At 68.2% G+C, this 18,753-nt stretch carries 23 protein-coding genes; 14 read left to right on the forward strand and 9 right to left on the reverse strand.

The annotated features are described in order from the left end of the window. The 3 genes from gndA to RMCB_RS06590 form a co-directional block, all read right to left on the reverse strand. On the reverse strand, positions 1-736 hold a 736-nt coding region (gene gndA / locus RMCB_RS06580; protein ID WP_072278425.1), incomplete at its 3' end, for an NADP-dependent phosphogluconate dehydrogenase. Between the two features lie 62 nt (positions 737-798). Continuing rightward, positions 799-1,782 (reverse strand): M56 family metallopeptidase, encoded by a 984-nt coding sequence (locus RMCB_RS06585; RefSeq protein ID WP_062828147.1) that lies wholly within the window; start codon positions 1,780-1,782, stop codon positions 799-801. A gap of 14 nt (positions 1,783-1,796) precedes the next feature. Continuing rightward, positions 1,797-2,213: a BlaI/MecI/CopY family transcriptional regulator gene (locus RMCB_RS06590; RefSeq protein ID WP_029366032.1), complete on the reverse strand. Its 417-nt coding sequence runs from the start codon at positions 2,211-2,213 to the stop codon at positions 1,797-1,799. A 222-nt stretch (positions 2,214-2,435) separates the two neighbouring features. Between RMCB_RS06590 and RMCB_RS06595 the strand changes: the two genes are divergently transcribed. From RMCB_RS06595 to RMCB_RS06630, 8 genes are all read left to right on the forward strand, one after another. Beyond that, positions 2,436-3,206 carry a hypothetical protein gene (locus RMCB_RS06595; RefSeq protein ID WP_062828148.1) on the forward strand — a complete coding sequence of 257 codons (771 nt, stop codon included), beginning with the start codon at positions 2,436-2,438 and terminating at the stop codon, positions 3,204-3,206. 156 nt (positions 3,207-3,362) lie between these two features. Beyond that, a complete protein-coding gene (locus RMCB_RS06600; RefSeq protein ID WP_062828149.1) occupies positions 3,363-3,767 on the forward strand; it encodes a PaaI family thioesterase in 405 nt (134 codons plus the stop codon). 53 nt (positions 3,768-3,820) lie between these two features. Further along, entirely contained in the window at positions 3,821-4,123 is a 303-nt protein-coding gene (locus tag RMCB_RS06605) for an urease subunit gamma (protein ID WP_029366029.1), read from the forward strand. A 5-nt stretch (positions 4,124-4,128) separates the two neighbouring features. Next, positions 4,129-4,446: an urease subunit beta gene (locus RMCB_RS06610; RefSeq protein WP_029366028.1), complete on the forward strand. Its 318-nt coding sequence runs from the start codon at positions 4,129-4,131 to the stop codon at positions 4,444-4,446. Further along, positions 4,443-6,164 carry an urease subunit alpha gene (locus RMCB_RS06615; RefSeq protein WP_062828150.1) on the forward strand — a complete coding sequence of 574 codons (1,722 nt, stop codon included), beginning with the start codon at positions 4,443-4,445 and terminating at the stop codon, positions 6,162-6,164. The genes RMCB_RS06610 and RMCB_RS06615 overlap by 4 nt, the downstream gene beginning before the upstream one ends. Positions 6,165-6,178: 14 nt before the next feature. Then, positions 6,179-6,814: an urease accessory protein UreF gene (locus tag RMCB_RS06620; RefSeq protein WP_062828151.1), complete on the forward strand. Its 636-nt coding sequence runs from the start codon at positions 6,179-6,181 to the stop codon at positions 6,812-6,814. 17 nt (positions 6,815-6,831) lie between these two features. After that, the gene (ureG, locus tag RMCB_RS06625) at positions 6,832-7,512 is read left to right on the forward strand and encodes an urease accessory protein UreG (RefSeq protein ID WP_062828152.1); all 681 of its coding nucleotides are present in this window, start codon (positions 6,832-6,834) and stop codon (positions 7,510-7,512) included. Continuing rightward, on the forward strand, positions 7,512-8,147 hold the full coding sequence (locus RMCB_RS06630) for an urease accessory protein UreD (protein WP_062828153.1): 636 nt from the start codon (positions 7,512-7,514) through the stop codon (positions 8,145-8,147). Before ureG ends, RMCB_RS06630 begins: the two co-directional genes overlap by 1 nt. A 3-nt stretch (positions 8,148-8,150) precedes the next feature. Here RMCB_RS06630 and RMCB_RS06635 read toward each other — a convergent pair whose 3' ends face one another. From RMCB_RS06635 to RMCB_RS06645, 3 genes are all read right to left on the reverse strand, one after another. Beyond that, entirely contained in the window at positions 8,151-9,524 is a 1,374-nt protein-coding gene (locus RMCB_RS06635) for a type II NADH:quinone oxidoreductase Ndh (protein WP_029366023.1), read from the reverse strand. A 99-nt stretch (positions 9,525-9,623) separates the two neighbouring features. After that, the gene (locus RMCB_RS06640; protein WP_062828154.1) at positions 9,624-10,550 is read right to left on the reverse strand and encodes an LLM class F420-dependent oxidoreductase; all 927 of its coding nucleotides are present in this window, start codon (positions 10,548-10,550) and stop codon (positions 9,624-9,626) included. Between the two features lie 68 nt (positions 10,551-10,618). Next, entirely contained in the window at positions 10,619-11,293 is a 675-nt protein-coding gene (locus tag RMCB_RS06645) for an SDR family oxidoreductase (protein ID WP_029366021.1), read from the reverse strand. A gap of 163 nt (positions 11,294-11,456) precedes the next feature. Here RMCB_RS06645 and RMCB_RS06650 point away from each other — a divergent pair, with 163 nt between their 5' ends. The 3 genes from RMCB_RS06650 (at position 11,457) to RMCB_RS06660 (ending at position 14,548) form a co-directional block, all read left to right on the forward strand. After that, a complete protein-coding gene (locus tag RMCB_RS06650; protein WP_109784195.1) occupies positions 11,457-12,251 on the forward strand; it encodes an ABC transporter permease in 795 nt (264 codons plus the stop codon). Further along, a complete protein-coding gene (locus RMCB_RS36960; protein ID WP_062828320.1) occupies positions 12,248-13,330 on the forward strand; it encodes a sulfate/molybdate ABC transporter ATP-binding protein in 1,083 nt (360 codons plus the stop codon). The genes RMCB_RS06650 and RMCB_RS36960 overlap by 4 nt, the downstream gene beginning before the upstream one ends. Before the next feature lie 210 nt (positions 13,331-13,540). After that, positions 13,541-14,548: an APA family fibronectin-binding glycoprotein gene (locus RMCB_RS06660; protein WP_062828156.1), complete on the forward strand. Its 1,008-nt coding sequence runs from the start codon at positions 13,541-13,543 to the stop codon at positions 14,546-14,548. Between the two features lie 41 nt (positions 14,549-14,589). Here RMCB_RS06660 and RMCB_RS06665 read toward each other — a convergent pair whose 3' ends face one another. Then, positions 14,590-14,847, reverse strand: coding sequence for a CDGP domain-containing protein (locus tag RMCB_RS06665; RefSeq protein ID WP_029366017.1), 258 nt, complete (start codon positions 14,845-14,847; stop codon positions 14,590-14,592). A 458-nt stretch (positions 14,848-15,305) separates the two neighbouring features. Between RMCB_RS06665 and RMCB_RS06670 the strand changes: the two genes are divergently transcribed. Both RMCB_RS06670 and RMCB_RS06675 read left to right on the forward strand, forming a co-directional pair. Then, on the forward strand, positions 15,306-15,608 hold the full coding sequence (locus RMCB_RS06670; protein WP_029366016.1) for a GlsB/YeaQ/YmgE family stress response membrane protein: 303 nt from the start codon (positions 15,306-15,308) through the stop codon (positions 15,606-15,608). A gap of 25 nt (positions 15,609-15,633) precedes the next feature. After that, complete coding sequence (locus tag RMCB_RS06675; protein WP_062828157.1) at positions 15,634-16,635, forward strand: zinc-binding alcohol dehydrogenase family protein; 1,002 nt, start codon at positions 15,634-15,636, stop codon at positions 16,633-16,635. A gap of 5 nt (positions 16,636-16,640) precedes the next feature. Here RMCB_RS06675 and RMCB_RS06680 read toward each other — a convergent pair whose 3' ends face one another. Continuing rightward, entirely contained in the window at positions 16,641-17,123 is a 483-nt protein-coding gene (locus RMCB_RS06680) for a hypothetical protein (RefSeq protein WP_062828158.1), read from the reverse strand. Between the two features lie 122 nt (positions 17,124-17,245). On the opposite strand from RMCB_RS06680, the gene RMCB_RS06685 reads away from it, so the two are divergent. Beyond that, on the forward strand, positions 17,246-17,815 hold the full coding sequence (locus RMCB_RS06685) for a CGNR zinc finger domain-containing protein (RefSeq protein WP_062828159.1): 570 nt from the start codon (positions 17,246-17,248) through the stop codon (positions 17,813-17,815). Between the two features lie 147 nt (positions 17,816-17,962). On the opposite strand, the gene RMCB_RS06690 is transcribed toward RMCB_RS06685, so the two are convergent. Beyond that, a complete protein-coding gene (locus tag RMCB_RS06690) occupies positions 17,963-18,721 on the reverse strand; it encodes a CPBP family intramembrane glutamic endopeptidase (protein WP_062828160.1) in 759 nt (252 codons plus the stop codon). Between the last annotated feature and the right edge of the window lie 32 nt (positions 18,722-18,753).

Below are 18,753 nucleotides of genomic sequence, written 5' to 3' on the forward strand. Positions count from 1 at the left end.
GCAGTACTTCGGCGGTGATTTCGACCAGGTAGCTGTCCAGCTCGCCGGTGTTCCAGTCGGCGAAGACGTCGGCGATCTGGGGCGCGGTCAGGCCGAGGGCGTCGCGGAGCAGGTGGTAGGCCTCGCCGATGAGTTGCATGTCGGAGTATTCGATGCCGTTGTGCACCATTTTGACGAAGTGTCCGGCGCCGTCGGGGCCGATGTGGGTGCAGCAGGGGACGCCGTCGACGTGGGCGGAGATTTCTTCGAGCAGCGGCCCGAGGCTGGTGTAGGACTCGGCGGGGCCGCCGGGCATGATCGAGGGGCCGTTGAGCGCGCCTTCTTCGCCGCCGGAGATGCCGGCGCCGACGAAGTGCAGGCCGCGTTCGCGGATGGCTTTTTCGCGGCGGATGGTGTCGGTGTAGAGGGCGTTGCCGCCGTCGATGATGATGTCGCCGGGTTCCATGGCGTCGGCAAGTTCGTTGATCACGGCGTCGGTGGGGTCGCCGGCTTTGACCATGATCAGTACGCGGCGGGGTTTTTCCAGGGCGTCGAGGAATTCGGCGATGGTTTCGCTGCGTACGAAGTTGCCTTCGGAGCCGTGTTCGGCGAGCAGGGCGTCGGTTTTGGCGACCGAGCGGTTGTGCAGGGCCACGGTGTAGCCGTGCCGGGCGAAGTTGCGGGCGATGTTGGAACCCATCACCGCCAGGCCCGTCACCCCGATTTGAGCCGTACCGGTCGTGCCCGAGTTGGTCATGCAGCAACCTTTCGTTGTTTTGTTATCGCAGAACGCTTTTCGACCGGGCAGCGCATCCGCGCCTAACCGGCCCAACTGCTGAACAGGCGGCGCAGCTCGGTCAGCCAGGGGACGGCCACGGCGACCGTGGGGACGACGAGCACGGCGACCGCGGTCAGATAGGCGGTCACCGCGAGCGGCACGCTGTTGGGTTTTCCGCCGAGGCGGCGCACACGGATCACGGTCGTGGGGCCGCCCGCGGCCATGGCACCCGACGGGGTGCGGCCCGCTGCGCACGCGACGAGGGCGCGCGCCAGGGGCGTCGGCCCGGTGGTCCGCACGGCGGCGTCATCGGCGAGTAGTTCGATCAGTAGCCGGACCGCGTCCAGGGCGCTGGCGCTGCGGACGAACCGGGGAAATGCGGCGTGCACCGCGGTGAACATCTCGAGCACCAGATCGTGGCGGGCCCGCAGATGTGCTCGTTCATGGGTGATGATCGCGGCGATCTCACTGTCGGACAGGGTGGTCAAGGTGCCTTCGCTGACCACGACGCGGCTCCGCACGCCGGGCAGACAGTAGGCCAGCGGTTGGGCTACGTCGAGGATCCGCAGGCCACCGCGCGCGAGCGGGACGTTGATTCCCGAAGGGGTACAGACGTGGTGCGGCAGCCCGTCGCGGGACTTACCGAGCAGGTCGACCAGCATGCGGTGATGTGCGCGCCTGCGCCGGGTGGCGATGGCCACCTGCACGACGGCGAGGCACAGCCGGGCGCCGATGAACAGCGTGACCGTGAACACCACGACGTAGGTGAGCCACAGAGGCAGGCTCAGTGCCGCGATCTCGCCGGTGATGGTGGCTGTCGGGCGGCCGTCGGGGCCGGGCACGAACAGCCGGCTCGCGATGGCGATTCCGGCCGAGAACGCCGACAGCACGGCGGCCAGCGCGATGGACTGCCACAACACGATCGCGGCCCGGGGTGCCCGCAGAGGCCAGGATGCACGTGCCAACATCGCGGGCACCGGCCCCACCAGGGCCAGCGCCACGAGTGTGAAGGCCAGCGCGGACACGCCGTAAGTCTCTCTCAGGAGATGCTGGAATGGCCAGCCGGTGGCGGAATTCGGTCTTTGCTCTCCAACTCGGCGAGAGCCCGCCGCAGGGCTTCGGCCTCGTCCGCACCGACCCGCTCGACGAAATGAACGAGTGCGGCCCGGCGGCTGCCGGAGTCGGCGGCCTGGTCGAGGGCGTCGACCATCAGACCGGCGACCAGCTCGTCGCGGCCGTGGGTGGGCGCATAGCGATGCGCCCGATCATCGCGGTGCTGCACGACCAGGTTCTTCTTCGCCAGTCGTTGCAGCACGGTCATGATCGTCGTATAGGCCAAGTCGCGGCGGGCGGCCAGCGCCTCGTGGACTTGGCGAACCGTTTGGGGTTCGGGTGCAGACCACAGGTGGTCCATCACCTCGCGCTCCAGCTCCCCGAGGCGCGTCAGTTTCGCCATGTTCCGTTCACTTCCTGAGCAGTAAAGCCAGCGTACTACGGCGTTACTACCGCGCGTCGTATCGATTCTGCGGCGTTTGGTGGATGTCCCGCCTGCGCCGGTTAGCCCAAGGTCAGCGCATGTTCGCCGGGCCTTGTGAAACCAGTCACACCGTCTGGCACCCCTCCGCCGTGTAGATATAGTAAGGCTAACCTAACTCAATCGGGAGCCTTGGGAGGTGTCATGACGGTCGTGGTCGACGACCCCCTGATCGCGGGTATGGCAATCAGGCGGACGCTGCCGCTGCACGAATCGAGCCGACGGTTGCGCGAGCTGTATCCGGAGTGCCCACGTGTCTACGGCGTGGCCGTGATGCGTGATCTGTCGCGGCGCCGGTGGTGGCCGCTGGAAGAGGCCGTCGGTGCCGGCCGGCTGCAGGGCATGTTCGACGCGGCCGTCGCGGAAACGGGCAACCGGGCCGCGGTGGCCCACCAGCTCGCCGCCACCCTCGCCCACGTCGTCATCGGCCGCGTGGTGCCACTGCTGGTCTTGGAGGGGCGGGCCTGGGATACCGGCCTGGAGAACCTCTGGGTGCATGTCGACTCGGAGGGGTCCATCGACTGGGTCGGAGTGGTGGATCCGCTCCTGCGCGCCCTGCCCGATGACATCCATTTCCGCGGCAGGCCCTCCCGCATTGCCGATGCGGCCCGCGACGGCATCGTGGCGCTGCCCAACGAGGCCGCGCTCACCACCTGGGTCGCCCATCGCAGTCACCGCGCGCTGGCACCGCTGTTCGACCAGTTGGTCGAGATCAGCGACGGGGCGATCTCGACCGTGGCCATGTGGCACATGGTCGGCGCCGCCGTTGTCTCCGCCGCCACGCAGGTGCCGCTGCTGTCCGGTTGCAGCGAGTTCGTCAGCATGCGGCGCGGTCAGGCGGTGCTGGACGCGCTGGCGGGGTTCGGCCTGCCGGTTCGCGGGGCGGGTCGGGCAGGGAAGGTCTTGCTTAATTAGGGCAGCCTTGCCTATTATTTGATGGCGAGCTAACGGACCGCGCCGGAGTCCTGAGGGCTGCAGAGACCCCCGGTCCACTCGAAGGGCGGGTCCCGCGCGAATTGCGCGGGACCCGCCCGCTTCTTTGCGCCGATCGGCCGTGTAGACACAAGGACTGTGACCACAGATGTGCCCGAGGGCCTCGGCAAGGGATTCGACAGCGTCATCGGCCTGAAGTACGTCGAACTGAGTCCCGACGGCGGTCGGGCCCAGCTGACCATCACCGACGAGCTGCTGCAGCCGTGGGGGATCATGCACGGCGGTGTCTACTGCGCGATCGTCGAGAGCCTGGCAAGCGTGTCAGCCCACGTCTGGCTCTCCGAGCACGGCGGGGGAACCGTCGTCGGCGTCAACAACAACACCGACTTTCTGCGGGCAATCGGATCGGGCACTGTCACAGCGGTTTCCACGCCGATTCACAGGGGCCGCCGCCAGCAGCTGTGGCTGATCACCATCACCGACGAGAACGGCAAGCTCGTGGCCCGCGGCCAGGTGCGGCTGCAGAACCTCCCGGCGGAGTAGCCCGAAGTCGCGTGCGCTGCTGACTCGCGCGTGTCGTGGCAGTATCGCGCTCTATGCGATTGACCCCGCACGAGACCGACCGGCTGCTGCTGTCCTATGCCGCCGAACTGGCTCGGCGCCGACAAGCCCGCGGGCTGCGGCTCAATCACCCGGAAGCTGTCGCGGTGATCACCGATCACCTGCTGGAAGGTGCGCGTGACGGGCGCACGGTCGCCGAGCTCATGGTCAGTGGCCGCGCCGTGCTCAGCCGCGACGACGTGATGGAGGGGGTGCCGGAGATGCTCGACGAAGTCCAGGTGGAGGCCACGTTCCCGGACGGCACCAAGCTGGTCACTGTTCACCACCCGATCGGCTGACGACGATGATCCCGGGAGAGATCGTCTTCGGAGACGGACCCATCACCATCAACGCCGACTCCGTGCGCCGCACCATCGACGTCGTCAACACCGGGGACCGCCCGGTGCAGGTCGGCAGCCACGTACATCTGCCGCAGGCCAACGCTGCGCTGGATTTCGACCGCGAAGCGGCCTACGGCCATCGCCTCGACATTCCGGCCGGTACCGCGGTTCGGTTCGAACCCGGTGTGCTGCAGCGTGTCTCATTGGTCCCGCTGGCCGGGTCCCGCGAGGTGCACGGCATCACCCTGAACCCGCCGGGGAGATTGGACGCGACCCGATGAGCGAGCTGAGCCGGGCGCGTTACGCCGCGCTGTTCGGGCCGACGACCGGAGACCGGATCCGGCTGGCCGACACCGACCTGTTCGTCGAGATCACCGAAGACCGCAGCGGCGGACCGGGATTCGCCGGTGACGAAGCGGTATTCGGTGGCGGCAAGGTGTTGCGCGAATCGATGGGCCAGGCCCGCGTCACGCGCGCCGACGGCGCCCCGGACACCGTCATCACGGGCGCGGTGATCATCGACCACTGGGGAATCATCAAGGCCGACATCGGCATCCGTGACGGCCGCATCGCCGCCATCGGAAAGGCCGGCAATCCCGACATCATGTCCGGAGTCCATCCGGACCTGGTGGTCGGCCCGTCCACCGAGATCATCGCGGGCAACGGGCGCATCGTCACCGCAGGCGCCATCGACTGTCACGTGCATCTGATCTGCCCGCAGATCATGGCCGAGGCGCTCGGCGGCGGCATCACCACGATCGTCGCGGGTGGCACCGGCCCGGCCGAGGGCAGCAAGGCCACCACCGTCACACCGGGCGCCTGGCATCTGGCCCGCATGCTCGAGGCGCTCGACGGCTGGCCGCTCAACGTGGCGCTGCTGGGCAAGGGCAACACCGTCAGCGCCGAGGCCATGTGGGAGCAATTGCGCGGCGGGGCAGCGGGTTTCAAGCTCCACGAGGATTGGGGCACCACCCCGGCGGCCATCGATGCCTGCCTCACGGTGGCCGACGCCGCGGGTGTGCAGGCCAATATCCACACCGACACCCTCAACGAGGCCGGTTTCGTAGAGGACACGCTGGCCGCGATCAAGGGCCGCGCCATCCACGCGTACCACACCGAGGGTGCGGGCGGCGGGCACGCACCCGACATCATCACCGTCGCCGGTCACCCCAATGTGCTGCCCAGTTCCACCAATCCGACGCGGCCGCACACCGTCAACACCCTCGACGAACACCTCGACATGCTGATGGTCTGCCACCACCTCAACCCCAGCGTGCCGGAGGATCTGGCGTTCGCGGAAAGCCGCATCCGGCCCTCGACCATCGCCGCCGAGGATCTGCTGCACGACATCGGCGCCATCTCGATGATCGGCAGCGACGCGCAAGCCATGGGCCGCGTCGGGGAAGTGGTGCTGCGCACGTGGCAGACCGCGCATGTGATGAAGCGGCGGCGCGGCCCACTGGCAGGCGACGGCGCCGCGGACAACTTCCGGGCCCGCCGCTACGTCGCGAAATACACCATCTGCCCGGCGATCGCGCACGGGATGGACGACGAGATCGGCTCGGTCGAGGTGGGCAAGCTCGCCGATCTGGTGTTGTGGGACCCGGCCTTCTTCGGGGTCCGGCCGCACGCCGTGCTCAAGGGCGGGATGATCGCCTGGGCGGCGATGGGCGATGCCAACGCCTCGATCCCGACACCGCAACCGGTGCTGCCGCGGCCCATGTTCGGCGCCGCCCCCGCGGCCGCGGCCGCCACGTCACTGCACTTCGTCTCACCCCAGGCCATCGCGGACGGACTGGCCGAGCGGCTCGATGTCCGGCGAAAACTGGCCGCCGTCAAGAACGTTCGGGGTATCGGCAAGGCAGACATGCCGCTCAACGATGCGTTGCCACGCATCGAGGTGGATCCCGATACGTTCACGGTGCGCATCGACGGCGAGGTGTGGCAGGAGCAGCCCGCCGCCGAACTGCCGATGGCCCAGCGGTACTTCCTGTTCTGATCGGGCGTACGGAAATGACCGGTCTGGCAACGCTGTTGACGCTCTCGGATTCCCGCCTACCCACTGGCGGGCACGTGCACTCGGGTGGTGTCGAGGAGGCCGTGGCCAGCGGGTTGCTCAGCGACGTCGGATCGGTGGGGGCGTACCTTGTGCGGCGGATCCGCAGTCACGGCCTGGTGACGGCCTCACTGGCTGTCGCAGTCCGTACCGGTGTGCTCGACGCTTGTGCGGCCGACGCCGAAACCGACGCGCGCACACCGGCTCCGGCGTCCCGCGCGGCGTCGCGCGCGCAGGGTCGGGGACTGGTCCGGTTGGCCCGGCGGGTGTGGCCCGAGCACGGCTGGGACACTCTGGGTACCCGGCCGCATCTCGCCGTCGCCGCCGGATCAGTCGGCGCCGCAGCGGATCTGACCCCTGAGCAGACAGCGCTCTCAGTCGTCTACACCACGATGACCGGGTCGGCCACCGCTGCCCAACGACTGCTCGCACTGGACCCCGGTGATGTCGCGGCGCTCACCTTCACACTGTCCGGGCTGTGTGAAACCATCGCCGCGGCGGCCGCCGCGGGTCTGGCCGATCTGTCCGACCCGCTCCTGGATGTGCTTGCCCAGCAACACGCCGAGCGCGAGCGACCACTGTTCGTCTCCTGAGAGGGGAAGCCGCAACCATGCCACCACATGTCATCGACGGTGAACCGCATACGCATTCACCCCGGCCCAAGCGGGTGCGACAGCCAGGCGAGCCGTTGCGCATCGGTATCGGCGGGCCGGTCGGTTCCGGTAAGACCGCACTGGTGGCCGCGTTGTGCCGGCAGCTGCGCGACGAGCTGTCGCTGGCCGTGCTGACCAACGACATCTACACCACCGAGGACGCGGATTTCCTGCGCAGACACGCGGTATTGCCCGACGAGCGGATCGCCGCGGTGCAGACCGGCGGATGCCCGCACACCGCGATCCGCGATGACATCACCGCCAACCTCGACGCCATCGACGATCTGATCGACGCGAATCCCGGTCTGGACCTGATCCTGGTCGAGTCCGGCGGCGACAACCTCACCGCGACGTTCTCCTCGGGTCTGGTGGATGTCCAGATCTTCGTCGTCGACGTCGCAGGCGGCGACAAGGTCCCGCGCAAGGGCGGCCCTGGGGTGACCTTCTCGGATCTGTTGGTGGTCAACAAGACTGATCTGGCCCCGCTGGTCGGGGCCGATCTCGACGTCATGCGCACCGACGCCGCCAGGGTTCGCGAGGATCGCCCCACGGTGCTGATCTCACTGACCGACGATCCGTCGGCCGGTCCGGTACTGACCTGGGTACGGGAGCAGTTGGCGCTCGCGCAGACGGTGTGATGCGGGCGTGCATCGTCGTCATCGCGCGCCCGGGCCGGCTGGCGCGCATCGAGGGCAGTGACGGCATCGCGGGCCGGCACACCGAACCGGACACCGTGCATCTGGTGTCGACGGCCGCCACCCCGCTCGGCGGAGACTCGCTGAAGGTGCGGCTGGTGGTCGAGCCCGGCGCGCGGCTGCGCATCCGTACCGTCGCGGCCGCGGTGACCCTGCCCGGTGTGCGCACCGACCACTCGACCGCGTGGTGGGACATCGAGAACGCCGGCGACCTCGATCTCGATCCGCAACCGACGGTCGTCGCAGGTGGCTCCAGCCACGACACCGCCGTGCGGATCCGGCTCGCGGACACCGCGCGACTGCGATTACGGGAACGCGTCCAGATCGGCCGCAGCGGGGAACGCGACGGATTCTGGTCGGGAACACTGTCCGCCGATGTCGGTGCGACGCCGCTGCTGCGGCACCGCGTCGAGCTGGGCAGCGGGGCCGTCGGTGATGACACCCTTGCCGCACCTCGCGCGTGCATCAGCGAACTGCGTTACCCCGCACGGTCTTTCGAAACGGACGGAACGGTTCTGGAACTCGCACGCGGCGGCAGCCTGGCCACCTGGCAAGGTGACCGGCTGCCTGCCGGCTAGGTGCTAGGACGCGGCTTTCTCGGTCTCCTTGACCGAAGCGGCGATCTCCTCGAGTTCCTCGATCCTTGTCCTGGCGTAGGCCTGCTGCTCGGTGATGGTGAGCTGGCCACGCTGGCGGCTGAGGAACGTCACCGTCCACGACAGCAGGGTGGCGATCTTCGTCTTGAAGCCCACGAGGTAGATCAGGTGCAAGCCCAGCCAGGCCAGCCAGGCGAAGAACCCGCTGAACTCGAACTTGCCGACCTTGGCCACCGCGTTCCACTTCGAGACCGTCGCCATCGAGCCCTTGTCGAAGTACTTGAACGGCGTGCGGATCTTCGGGCTGGTGCCGCTGACCTCCCGCTTGATCAGCTTGGCCGCGTACTTGCCGCCCTGGATGGCGCCCTGTGCCATCCCCGGCACGCCATCGACAGCGGCCATGTCGCCGACGACGAACACGTTCGGGTGCCCCGGGATGGTCAGGTCGGGAAGCACCTTGACCCGGCCCGCGCGGTCCAGCTCCACGCCGCACTGCGCGGCGAGGTCCTTACCGAGCGGGCTGGCCGAGACACCGGCAGACCACACCTTGCACGCCGATTCGATACGGCGCAGCGTGCCGTCCTTGTCCTTGACGGTGATGCCGTTGTGATCGACGTCGGTCACCATGGCGTTGAGCTGGATCTCCACGCCCATCTTCTCCAGCCGGGCCTTGGCGCGCTGGCCGAGCTTCTCGCCCATGGGCGGCAGCACGGCCGGCGCGGCGTCGAGCAGGATGACGTGCGCCTCGGTGGGGTCGATGTGGCGGAAGCTGCCGCGCAGCGTCTGGTCGGCGAGCTCCTGGATCTGGCCGGCCATCTCGACGCCGGTGGGCCCCGCGCCGACGACAACGAAGGTGAGCAGCTTCTTGCGGCGTTCGGGGTCACTCGACCGCTCGGCCTGCTCGAACGCACCCAAGATGCGGCCACGCAGCTCAAGTGCGTCGTCGATCGACTTCATTCCCGGCGCCCACTCGGCGAAGTGGTCGTTGCCGAAGTAGGACTGGCCTGCGCCCGCGGCGATGATCAGGCTGTCGTACGGCGTCGAATAGGTGTGTCCGAGCAGGACCGATTCGACGGTCTGCTTCTCCAGGTCGATGTGCGTGACGTCACCGAGCAGAACCTGCGCGTTGCGCTGTTTGCGCAGGATCAGCCGGGTCGGCGGGGCGATCTCACCTTCGGAGATGATGCCGGTGGCCACCTGGTACAGCAGCGGCTGGAACAGGTGATGCGTGGTGCGGGCGATCAACTTGACGTCGACATCAGCGTTCTTGAGCGTTTGCGCGGCGTTCAAGCCACCAAAACCCGATCCGATGATGACGACCTTATGCCGATCCGTTGCCGTGGCTCCGGGGTGGCTCATTCGTTGCTCCTCGCGGACGTATACCTGTTCAATACCAACTGACAGGGTAGTCGGCAGGATTCCTGCCAGCGCGGTGAGATGGCTCATCGCACTGATTGTTTACCCCGATATCAGCGGTTTGAGCGCTTCACCGACGGCTGTGATGCCGCCGGGGACGTAGCCACCGATCGTGACCGGGCTCAGGATCACCCCGTCGACGCCGGCGTCGAAGACCTTGGCCTGCAGTTGCTCGGCCACCTGCTCGCCCGTGCCGACCACGGCCCGCTGCTTGAAGTCGTCGGGAACCGCGTCGGCGCTCACCTGGTCGCCGATCAGGGCGATCACCAGCATGCTGGTCTCCAGTGTCGCGGGGTCGCGGCCGATCTTCTCGCACTCTTGTTTGACGACGGCGATCTTGCGGGGCAGTTCGTCGAATTCCGCGATGATGTTCAGGTGGTCGAAGTGCCGGGCCGCCAGCGGGATGGTCTTCTTCTCGCCGCTGCCGCCGATCATCAGCGGAATGTGTTCGCGGAACCGGGGATTGGCCATGGCCTCGACGGTTTTGTAGTACTTGCCGCTGAAGGTCGGTCGCTTGCCCTCGATCATCGGGATGATGATCTGCAGCGCTTCGTCGAGCTTGTTGAACCGTTCGGTGAACGTGCCGAACTCGAAGCCGAGCTGGTCGTGCTCGAGTTCGAACCATCCGGTGCCGATGCCCAGGATCGCGCGGCCCTGGCTGACCACGTCGAGCGTGGTGATGGCCTTGGCCAGCAGGGTCGGGTTCCGGTAGGTGTTGCCGGTGACCAGGGTGCCGAGCTGGACCCGCTCGGTCGCGGTGGCCAGCGCTCCCAAGGCCGTATAGGCCTCCAGCATCGGCTGGTCGGGGGTGCCCAGGCCGGGCAGCTGATAGAAGTGGTCCATCACGAAGACCGAGTCGAAGCCTGCGTTCTCGGCTTCGGAAGCCTGCGCGATGACAGTCGGGAAGAGTTCAGAAACGCCTGTGCCGTAGGAGAAGTTCGGGATCTGGAGGCCGAGTTTTATGGTCACGCCTTCACGTAACCAGCTCCTAAGCGGAGTGGCAACCCCGTTTAGCTCCGAGTGAACGGCGGAATATTTCAGGCGAAGCTTGCCAACGCGCCCTGCCCGACGTGCATGGTCTCGCCGGTGATGTGGCGGGCGGCAGGCGTGGTCAGGAACACCGCGAGCCGCGCCATCTCGTCGGCAACCGACGGCGGCGTGCTGGTCAGGCCGGCGTATCCCGGCTCTGCGCTGAGGCCAGGAGCGATGGCGTTGACGGTGATCCCGCGGGTGCCGAAGTAGGCGGCCTGCCCGGCGGTCCAGTCGGCCAATGCGGCCTTGACCGCGGCGTCGGCGCTGCCCGCGCGGGGGCTTTCGGTGATGACGTTGACGATGGTGCCGCCCGAACGCAGGTGATCGCCGATGATCTGCACCGTCAGCGCGGCGGACACCACGGTGCTGTCGAGGGCGTTGCGCCAGGCTGCGGCGTGGTCGGCCAGTGTGAAGGTACGCGGGTCCTTGGCATCCCAGCGCGGAGCCGGGACGTTGACCAGCGTGTCGATGTGGTGCGGGAACAGCCGGCGGGCCTGCTCGAGGCTGGCCGCATCGGTGTTGTCGAAGACGATCGACTCGACCTCGAGCTCCTTGGCGGCGACCTCGAGGTCGTCACGGCGACTGCCGGCGATAACCACGTTGTGGCCGGCATCTTTGAAGCCCGCCGCGATGACGCGGCCGAACTCTGTATCGCCGCCGGTGACCAGCACCTCCGCCATGATGTACCTCCATGTACCTGGGGATCGCCACCCGGACGGGGACGATCACCCGACGATGTTACTGGACGGTAGCAATCTGACGAAACCTGACGCGCACCAATCTGGCTGTTAGTTCGCCTACGGTTTGTGCCATGACGCGGACCAGCACCGGCGCACCCCGGTCGTGAGCGCACCGCCCGGCCTGCCCCGGTGGATCTATCTGCCTGCCGCCCTCGGCGCGGTCTTCGTCGTACTGCCGCTGGTCGCCGTGGTGGTGAAGGTCGACTGGACCCGGTTCTGGACGCTCATCGTCAGTGATTCGTCCACGGCCGCGCTGCTGCTGAGCCTCAAGACCGCGTCCGCGAGCACGCTGCTGTGCCTTCTGCTCGGTGTCCCGTTGGGGTTGGTGTTGGCACGCAGCGAAGGCAGGCTGGTGCGGCTGACCCGACCGCTGATCCTGCTGCCGTTGGTGCTGCCACCCGTGGTGGGCGGGATCGCGCTGCTGTACGCGTTCGGCAGGCTCGGCCTCATCGGCCGGTATCTGGAGGCCGCCGGGGTGCACATCGCCTTCACCACGGCGGCCGTCGTGCTCGCGCAGACCTTCGTCTCGCTGCCCTTCCTGGTGATCTCGCTGGAAGGGGCGGCACGTACCGCCGGCGCCGAATACGAGGTGGTGGCCGCCACCCTGGGGGCGCGGCCCAGCACGGTGTGGTGGCGCGTGACACTGCCATTGCTCGCCCCCGGGCTCCTGTCGGGCGCGGTGCTGGCCTTCGCCCGCGCGCTGGGGGAGTTCGGCGCCACGTTGACATTCGCGGGCTCGCGTCAGGGCGTGACCAGGACCCTGCCGTTGGAGATCTACCTGCAACGCGAGGCCGACGCCGATGCCGCCGTGGCCTTGTCAGTGGTGCTGGTGGTGGTGGCCGCGGTCGTGGTGATCGGGCTCGGCGGCCGTCGGCTGCGCTCGGGAGCGTGGGCATGACGGGGCTGGCCGTGCGTGCCGTGCTCGAGCGCCGGGGCCTCGATCTGGAGTTCACGGTCCCGCCCGGCGAAGTGCTGGCGGTGCTCGGACCCAACGGCGCAGGGAAGTCGACGACGTTGCACGTCATCGCCGGTCTGGTGGCCCCCGAAGTGGGCCGTGTCCGGATCGGCGATCGGGTGGTCACCGACACCGAGGCCGGCATCCGGGTGCCGCCCCACGCGCGCCGTGTGGGTTTGATGCTGCAGAACCCGCTGTTGTTTCCGCATCTCAGCGTCAGTGCCAACGTGGCGTTCGGCCCACGCAGCCGGGGGCGCGTGACTCGCGCGGCCGCCCGGGACTGTGCGCACCGCTGGTTGGCCGAGGTCGACGGGAGTGACCTGGCCGATCGCACGCCGCGGCAGCTATCCGGGGGGCAGGCTCAGCGGGTCGCGTTGGCGCGGGCGCTGGCCGCCGAGCCCGACGTGCTGCTGCTGGACGAGCCGATGGCGGGCCTCGATGTCGCGGTGGCGGGCGCGATGCGCAAAGTGCTGCGCCGGGTGCTGACGGCAGACGGCCGGTGTGCGGTGTTGATCACCCATGACCTGCTCGATGTCTTGACGCTGGCCGACCGGGTGGTGGTGCTGGAATCCGGTCGCATCGTCGAAAGTGGTTCGACCGCAGCGGTATTGGCCGTGCCGAAGAGCCGTTTCGCGGCCCGCCTTGCGGGTGTCAACCTCGTCGCCGGTACCGCCGACGGTGCGGGTGGCCTGACGACCGATTGGGGTGTCAGCTGGCACGGCATGCCTGCCGAGGACGTGGTCGCCGGCGGTCCCGCGGTCGCGGTGTTCGCACCGTCGGCCGTGGCCGTCTACCGCGACGAGCCGCATGGCAGCCCACGCAACACCGTCGCCGTCACCGTCGCCGAGCTCGACAGCCGCGGGCCCGGCATCCGGGTGCGCGCCGACGAGCAACCGGACGGCGCTCCCGGACTGGCCGCCGACATCACCGCGGAGTCGGCCGCGCAGCTGCGATTGGCGCCGGGGGAGCGGGTGTACTTCACCGTCAAGGCGCAGGAGGTTGCGGTGCATCCCGCGCCGTAACGGTGTCCCGTGCACAGGCGATAACCGGTGGGATTGCCGCCGACGCGGCCCGATTGCCGGGTCGGGCGTGGCGGCGCTGACCTTGTCATGCCAGCAATCGTTGATGCGCGTTGCGGCATGGGCTTTTGCGCTCGCCAGCAATCTCTCAGTTGAGCACTCTAAGAGCAACTCACACTTGCGTCACGGCGGTAACACGGTAGTTTCTTCCCCATGGACGAGTCGGACGCGATGTCTCCTCGACGTAGAGGCCTGTCGAAAAAACTGGCACTGGCCGCGGTGACCAGCGTGACCGCGGCGGCTGTGGCGCTGCCTGCGGTCGCACAAGCGGATCCCGCGCCGCCGCCCCCGCCGCCCGGCAACACCTTCCTGCCCGCGCCCCCACCTGATCCGAACGCTCCGCCCGCACCCGCGGCTCCGGCACCGGGCGCCCCTGCAGCTCCGGCCGCCCCCGGCGCCCCCGCGCAAGCCGGCGCGCCCGCCCCGGCGCCTGCCGATCCGAACGCCCCGCCCGCACCTCCGGCTCCGCCCGCGCCGGAGCCCGGCCGCATCGACAACGCGGCGGGCGGATTCAGCTATCTGCTGCCTGCGGGTTGGAAAGTCTCCGATGCCACCCAGCTGTCGTACGGGCAGGCACTGCTGACCAAGATTCCGCCGGAGGGCACACCCGAGCCGCCCAACGACACGAGCGTCCTGCTCGGTCGGCTGGATCTGAAGCTGTTCGCCGGTGCCGAGGCCGACAACGGCAAGGCCGCGGTCCGGTTGGCGTCGGACATGGGTGAGTTCTTCATGCCGTTCCCCGGTACCCGGGTCAACCAGGAGACCGTGCCGCTCAACGCCAACGGATTGCCCGGCGCCGCTTCGTATTACGAGGTCAAGTTCACCGACGCCAACAAGCCCAACGGTCAGATCTGGGCCGGTGTGGTCGGCAATCCGACGCCTGCGAACGCGCCCCGTGGCCAGCGCACCCCCGAACGGTGGTTCGTGGTCTGGCTCGGCTCCGCCACGCACCCCGTCGACAAGAACGCCGCTGTGGCCCTGGCGAACTCGATCCGCCCGTGGACACCGCCGGCTGCACCGCCGCCGGATCCGAACGCCCCCGCTGCGCCGCCGGCTGATCCGAACGCGCCGCCTGCGCCCAACGCCCCACCGGGGCGGCCGGCTCTGGGTGTGCCGGTTCCGGTCACCAACGCTCCGCCGGAGATGATGCCGCCGTCGTAGTGGTCACCTTGGGCTCGGCCGTTTGGCCGGGCCCAAAGTGCCTACGGCCCTACGTACGGCACGTTGCCTGCGAGGTTGTTGACGTTCATCAGGTAGCAGTTGGTGCCGCCGAAGCCCATCGCGCCGGCCGTCACGCACCGTTGGAACGTGCCGTCCTGTGCGATCGGTCCGTCACAGGTCGTGCCGCCGCCCCAAGGCGTCCAGCCGCCCTGGCACCCAGCGCCGGCCGGCGCCGCAGTCGCCAGTGCGATGCCACTCGCCGCCAGCGCGGTGACTGCCAGTCCAATGAGAGCCTTCATCGCCGTCTCCTCGTCGAACCCGCGGAATGTGTTTGCTGGCCGAACGCTGTGGCGTGTGGTGCTGGTGTGACGGGAGTGGCTTGTGTGAGATTGCTGAACGGTGACCCCGGTGGACATCCGGGGTTGGACCCGACGCGTGACCCACGTCGCCGACCTGACGCATCTGTGCTGTACACCGCGACCTTCCGCACTCTCGTGGCGTCGCATCTGCGCGGCGCCGGACTTGATCCACAGCGAGTTGCCAGATGAGACAGAGAATAGTCGCGTAACGACACGCCGACAATGTGATATCGATTTGCTCGCGAGTTGCCTGTGCGACCGCGGTGACACTGTCGCGACGGCGATCGTCGGCCGATCGTTCCCAATTCGTCAGATCAATTGTTACGTTCGATGGGTACATCTAGGAGAGGCCCCGCGGGCCCCGCTGGGCTGAGCCGGCGACAGGCAGGAGATCTGCAATGGATGTAATGGCGACGACCGAGTTCCTGGCCCGCTCCACGACGCTGACCAGTGTTGGCTGGATCGGCTACATCATCATCGGTGCGATTGCGGGCTGGATCGCGGGCAAGATCGTCAAGGGCGGTGGTTCGGGCATCTTGATGAACATCGTCATCGGAATCATCGGTGCGTTGATCGGTGGGTTCTTGCTGAGCTTCTTCCTCAACACGGCCGCGGGTGGTTGGTGGTTCACTCTGTTCACGGCGATCCTGGGCTCGGTGATCCTGCTCTGGATTGTCGGATTGGTGCGCAGAGGCAACTGATGCCCGCCCCATGTCCAAGGGGAGTATGTCTGCCTGGCAGGTTGCCAGTCCCGGTCCGGTCAGCACCAATCCGCTTGAGCGGGTGACGGTTCCGATCCCGGAGCCGTCACCTGGTGAGCTGCTCCTCGCGGTGCGGGCCTGCGGCGTGTGTCGCACCGATCTGCACGTCGCCGAAGGCGATCTGCCGGTGCACCGCGCTCGGGTCATACCCGGGCACGAGGTCGTCGCCGAGGTGGTGGCGGTCGGCCCCGATATCGACGAGAGCTATGCGCCCGGCGACCGTGTCGGGGTGGCCTGGTTGCGGCACACCTGCGGCCAGTGTGGATATTGCCGCCGCGGACGGGAGAATCTGTGCCCGCATTCGCAATACACCGGGTGGGATGCCGACGGCGGGTACGCCGAATTCACCACTGCCCCGGCCGCATTCGTTCACCGGCTACCCCAGGGCTATTCCGATTCCGAACTCGCGCCGCTGCTGTGTGCCGGCATCATCGGCTACCGCGCGCTCCGGCGCACCGATCTGCCGGCCGGCGGACGGCTCGGTATCTATGGCTTCGGCGGCAGCGCGCACCTGACCGCTCAGGTCGCGATCGCCCAGGGCGCCACCGTCCACGTCATGACTCGCGGCGAGAGCGCTCGTGAGCTCGCCACGGCGCTCGGAGCCGCGTCGGTGCAGGGCAGCGCCGACCAGCCGCCGGAACCGCTGGACGCCGCCATTCTGTTCGCGCCGGTGGGGGAGTTGGTGCTGCCCGCGCTCGAAGCGCTCGACCGTGGCGGTGTGCTCGCGATCGCCGGCATTCACCTCACCGACGTGCCCGCCCTGAACTACCAACGGCATCTGTTCCAAGAACGTGAGATCCGGTCGGTCACGGCCAACACCCGCGATGACGCTCGACAGTTCCTGGCGTTCGTCGAGAGACACCGGGTGGAGGTCACCACGCCGAGGTATCCGATGGATCGTGCCGACGATGCGCTGGCCGACCTGAGTGCGGGACGGATCGCCGGCGCGGCGGTCCTCGTGCCCTGACGGGCCTACATCGCGGCCAGCGCGGCGCCGAGCCGGCCGGCCAGGTCGCCGCGCCCGTCCTCGTACAGCGGGCCGCAGCCGTCGGTCAGCACCCGGTTCAGCCGCGCCATGCCGCGCGCACTGACCGGCAGCGGCGCGTGCAGCCGCAACCTGATGGCGGCGATGACGTCCTCTGCGGCGGCGACGTTGGTGTAGTGCAACGGAACTCGCACGGACCACACGTTCACGTCAGCTTTGGCCTGCTCGACGATCTCATGCAGAACACGGGCCAACTCCTCGCGTTCGGCGATCGAGGTCAGGCGGGCCGCGCGCACCGCGATCGGGCTGCCTGCCGGGGTCGGAGCGCCGACCGCCAACATCGCATCGAGTTTTCCGGCGTTGAGTCGCGCGAGCAGGCGGGCCCGGATCGAGGGCCGAGCCACGGTCGACGAATCTGCGGTGGGCGTGTGGGTGGGGACTGACGCCGCAGAAAATCGGTTGTCGCTCATGGCAGCTACCTCGTAGTTTGCTCAGTATCGGGCCTGTGGATTCGTGACTGGTGAAAACGCTACGCCGGTCACGAGTGACTGGTCAACTGATTTAACCGGTCACTCTGCGGTACCGTGGTGCGATGACCGATGGCGAGACCAAACCCGCACCGTGGCCGCTTGCCCGGGTCCAAGCGCTGGTCAACACCGTCGAACTGCCCGCGGGCCCGGACCGGCTGGCCCGTGCCGACGACGCCGCCCCATGGCTGATCGACAACGGTCTGCTGAAAGCGGGCGCCAGCCCCACGGCCGACGAATTGGAGTTCCTCCGCGAGGTTCGGGAAGCGCTGCGGGCGCTGCTGATTCACAACGCGGGAGGCGACGCACCCGGGCCGCGCACCCTGCGGGTCCTGCGCGACGTCGCTGCCCGCGCTCCCGCACAGGTCGGATTGGACACCGAGGGGCAAATCACCCTGGCCGCGTCCGGTGACAGCCTGCGCGAGCGTCTCGTCGAACTGCTGGTGGTGATCCGCGACGCTCAGCGCGACGGCAGTTGGTCACGGCTCAAGGCGTGTGCCAACGACGAATGCGCGTGGGCTTTCTACGACAGATCTCGAAACCACGGCGGCATCTGGTGCGACATGGCCGACTGTGGGAACAAGTTGAAGAATCGGGAGTTCCGCGCGCGCCGCCGCGCCGGAGGCGCGAGTTGAGCTGGGGCGCCGGAGGCGCGAGTTGAGCTGGGGCGCCGGAGGCGCGAGTTGAGCTGGGGCGCCGGAGGCGCGAGTTGAGCTGGGGCGCCGGAGGCGCGAGTTGAGCTGGGGCGCCGGAGGCGCGGGTTGAGCTGGGTGCCCGACTGCTCAGGTCGACAGGTGCCAGACGACAGCGGCGGCCAACGCACCCAGCCCGTTCAATGACCAGTGCAGGGCGATCGGCGCCAGCAGGCTGCCGCTGCGCCTGCGCAGCCAGGTGAACACGAATCCGGCGACCCCAGTGGCCACCACGGCCATGACGACTCCGGCCACCATGCCGAAGAACCCGCCGCCGAACAGCCGGGTGAACCCCACGTTGCCGCTGGTCAAGCCCAGGGAGCTGGCGATGTGCCACAAGCCGAACAACAGCGAACCGGCCGCGGCGACACCACGGAAACCCCAGGCCCGGTCGAGCGCGCCGTGCAGCACACCGCGGAAGGCCAGCTCCTCGGGAATCACCGTCTGCAACGGGATGATGACCATCGATGCGATCACTGCGCCCGAGATGGTCGCGTAGTGGTTGTTCATGAACATCGGCCGCGTCCACGGCAACAGGGCGCCGATCGCGATCACCGTCAGCACCAATGCGACCGCCGCGAGCGCATAACCCGCGCCTGACCGCCAGTGCTCGCGGCTCAGACCGAGCTCGGCCCATCCCAGACCGCGTGCCCGCACGAGGGCCAGCAATCCGAGCGCCGCAGCCGGCACGGTCGCGACACTGGCCCACGGTGTGGTGAAGTGTGCGATCACATTGGTCAGCGTCAGCACCACGACCACGACACCGATATCGGCGTAGATACGGAAGTGATGCAACGCCGACAGCTGGCCCACCAGGGGATGCTCGGCTACCGCGGCGTGGTCAGACATAACTTGCCCATCATACGGGCGCTACGCAATAC

The sequence above is a fragment of the Mycolicibacterium brisbanense genome (assembly GCF_001570425.1).
GTDB lineage: Bacteria > Actinomycetota > Actinomycetes > Mycobacteriales > Mycobacteriaceae > Mycobacterium > Mycobacterium brisbanense.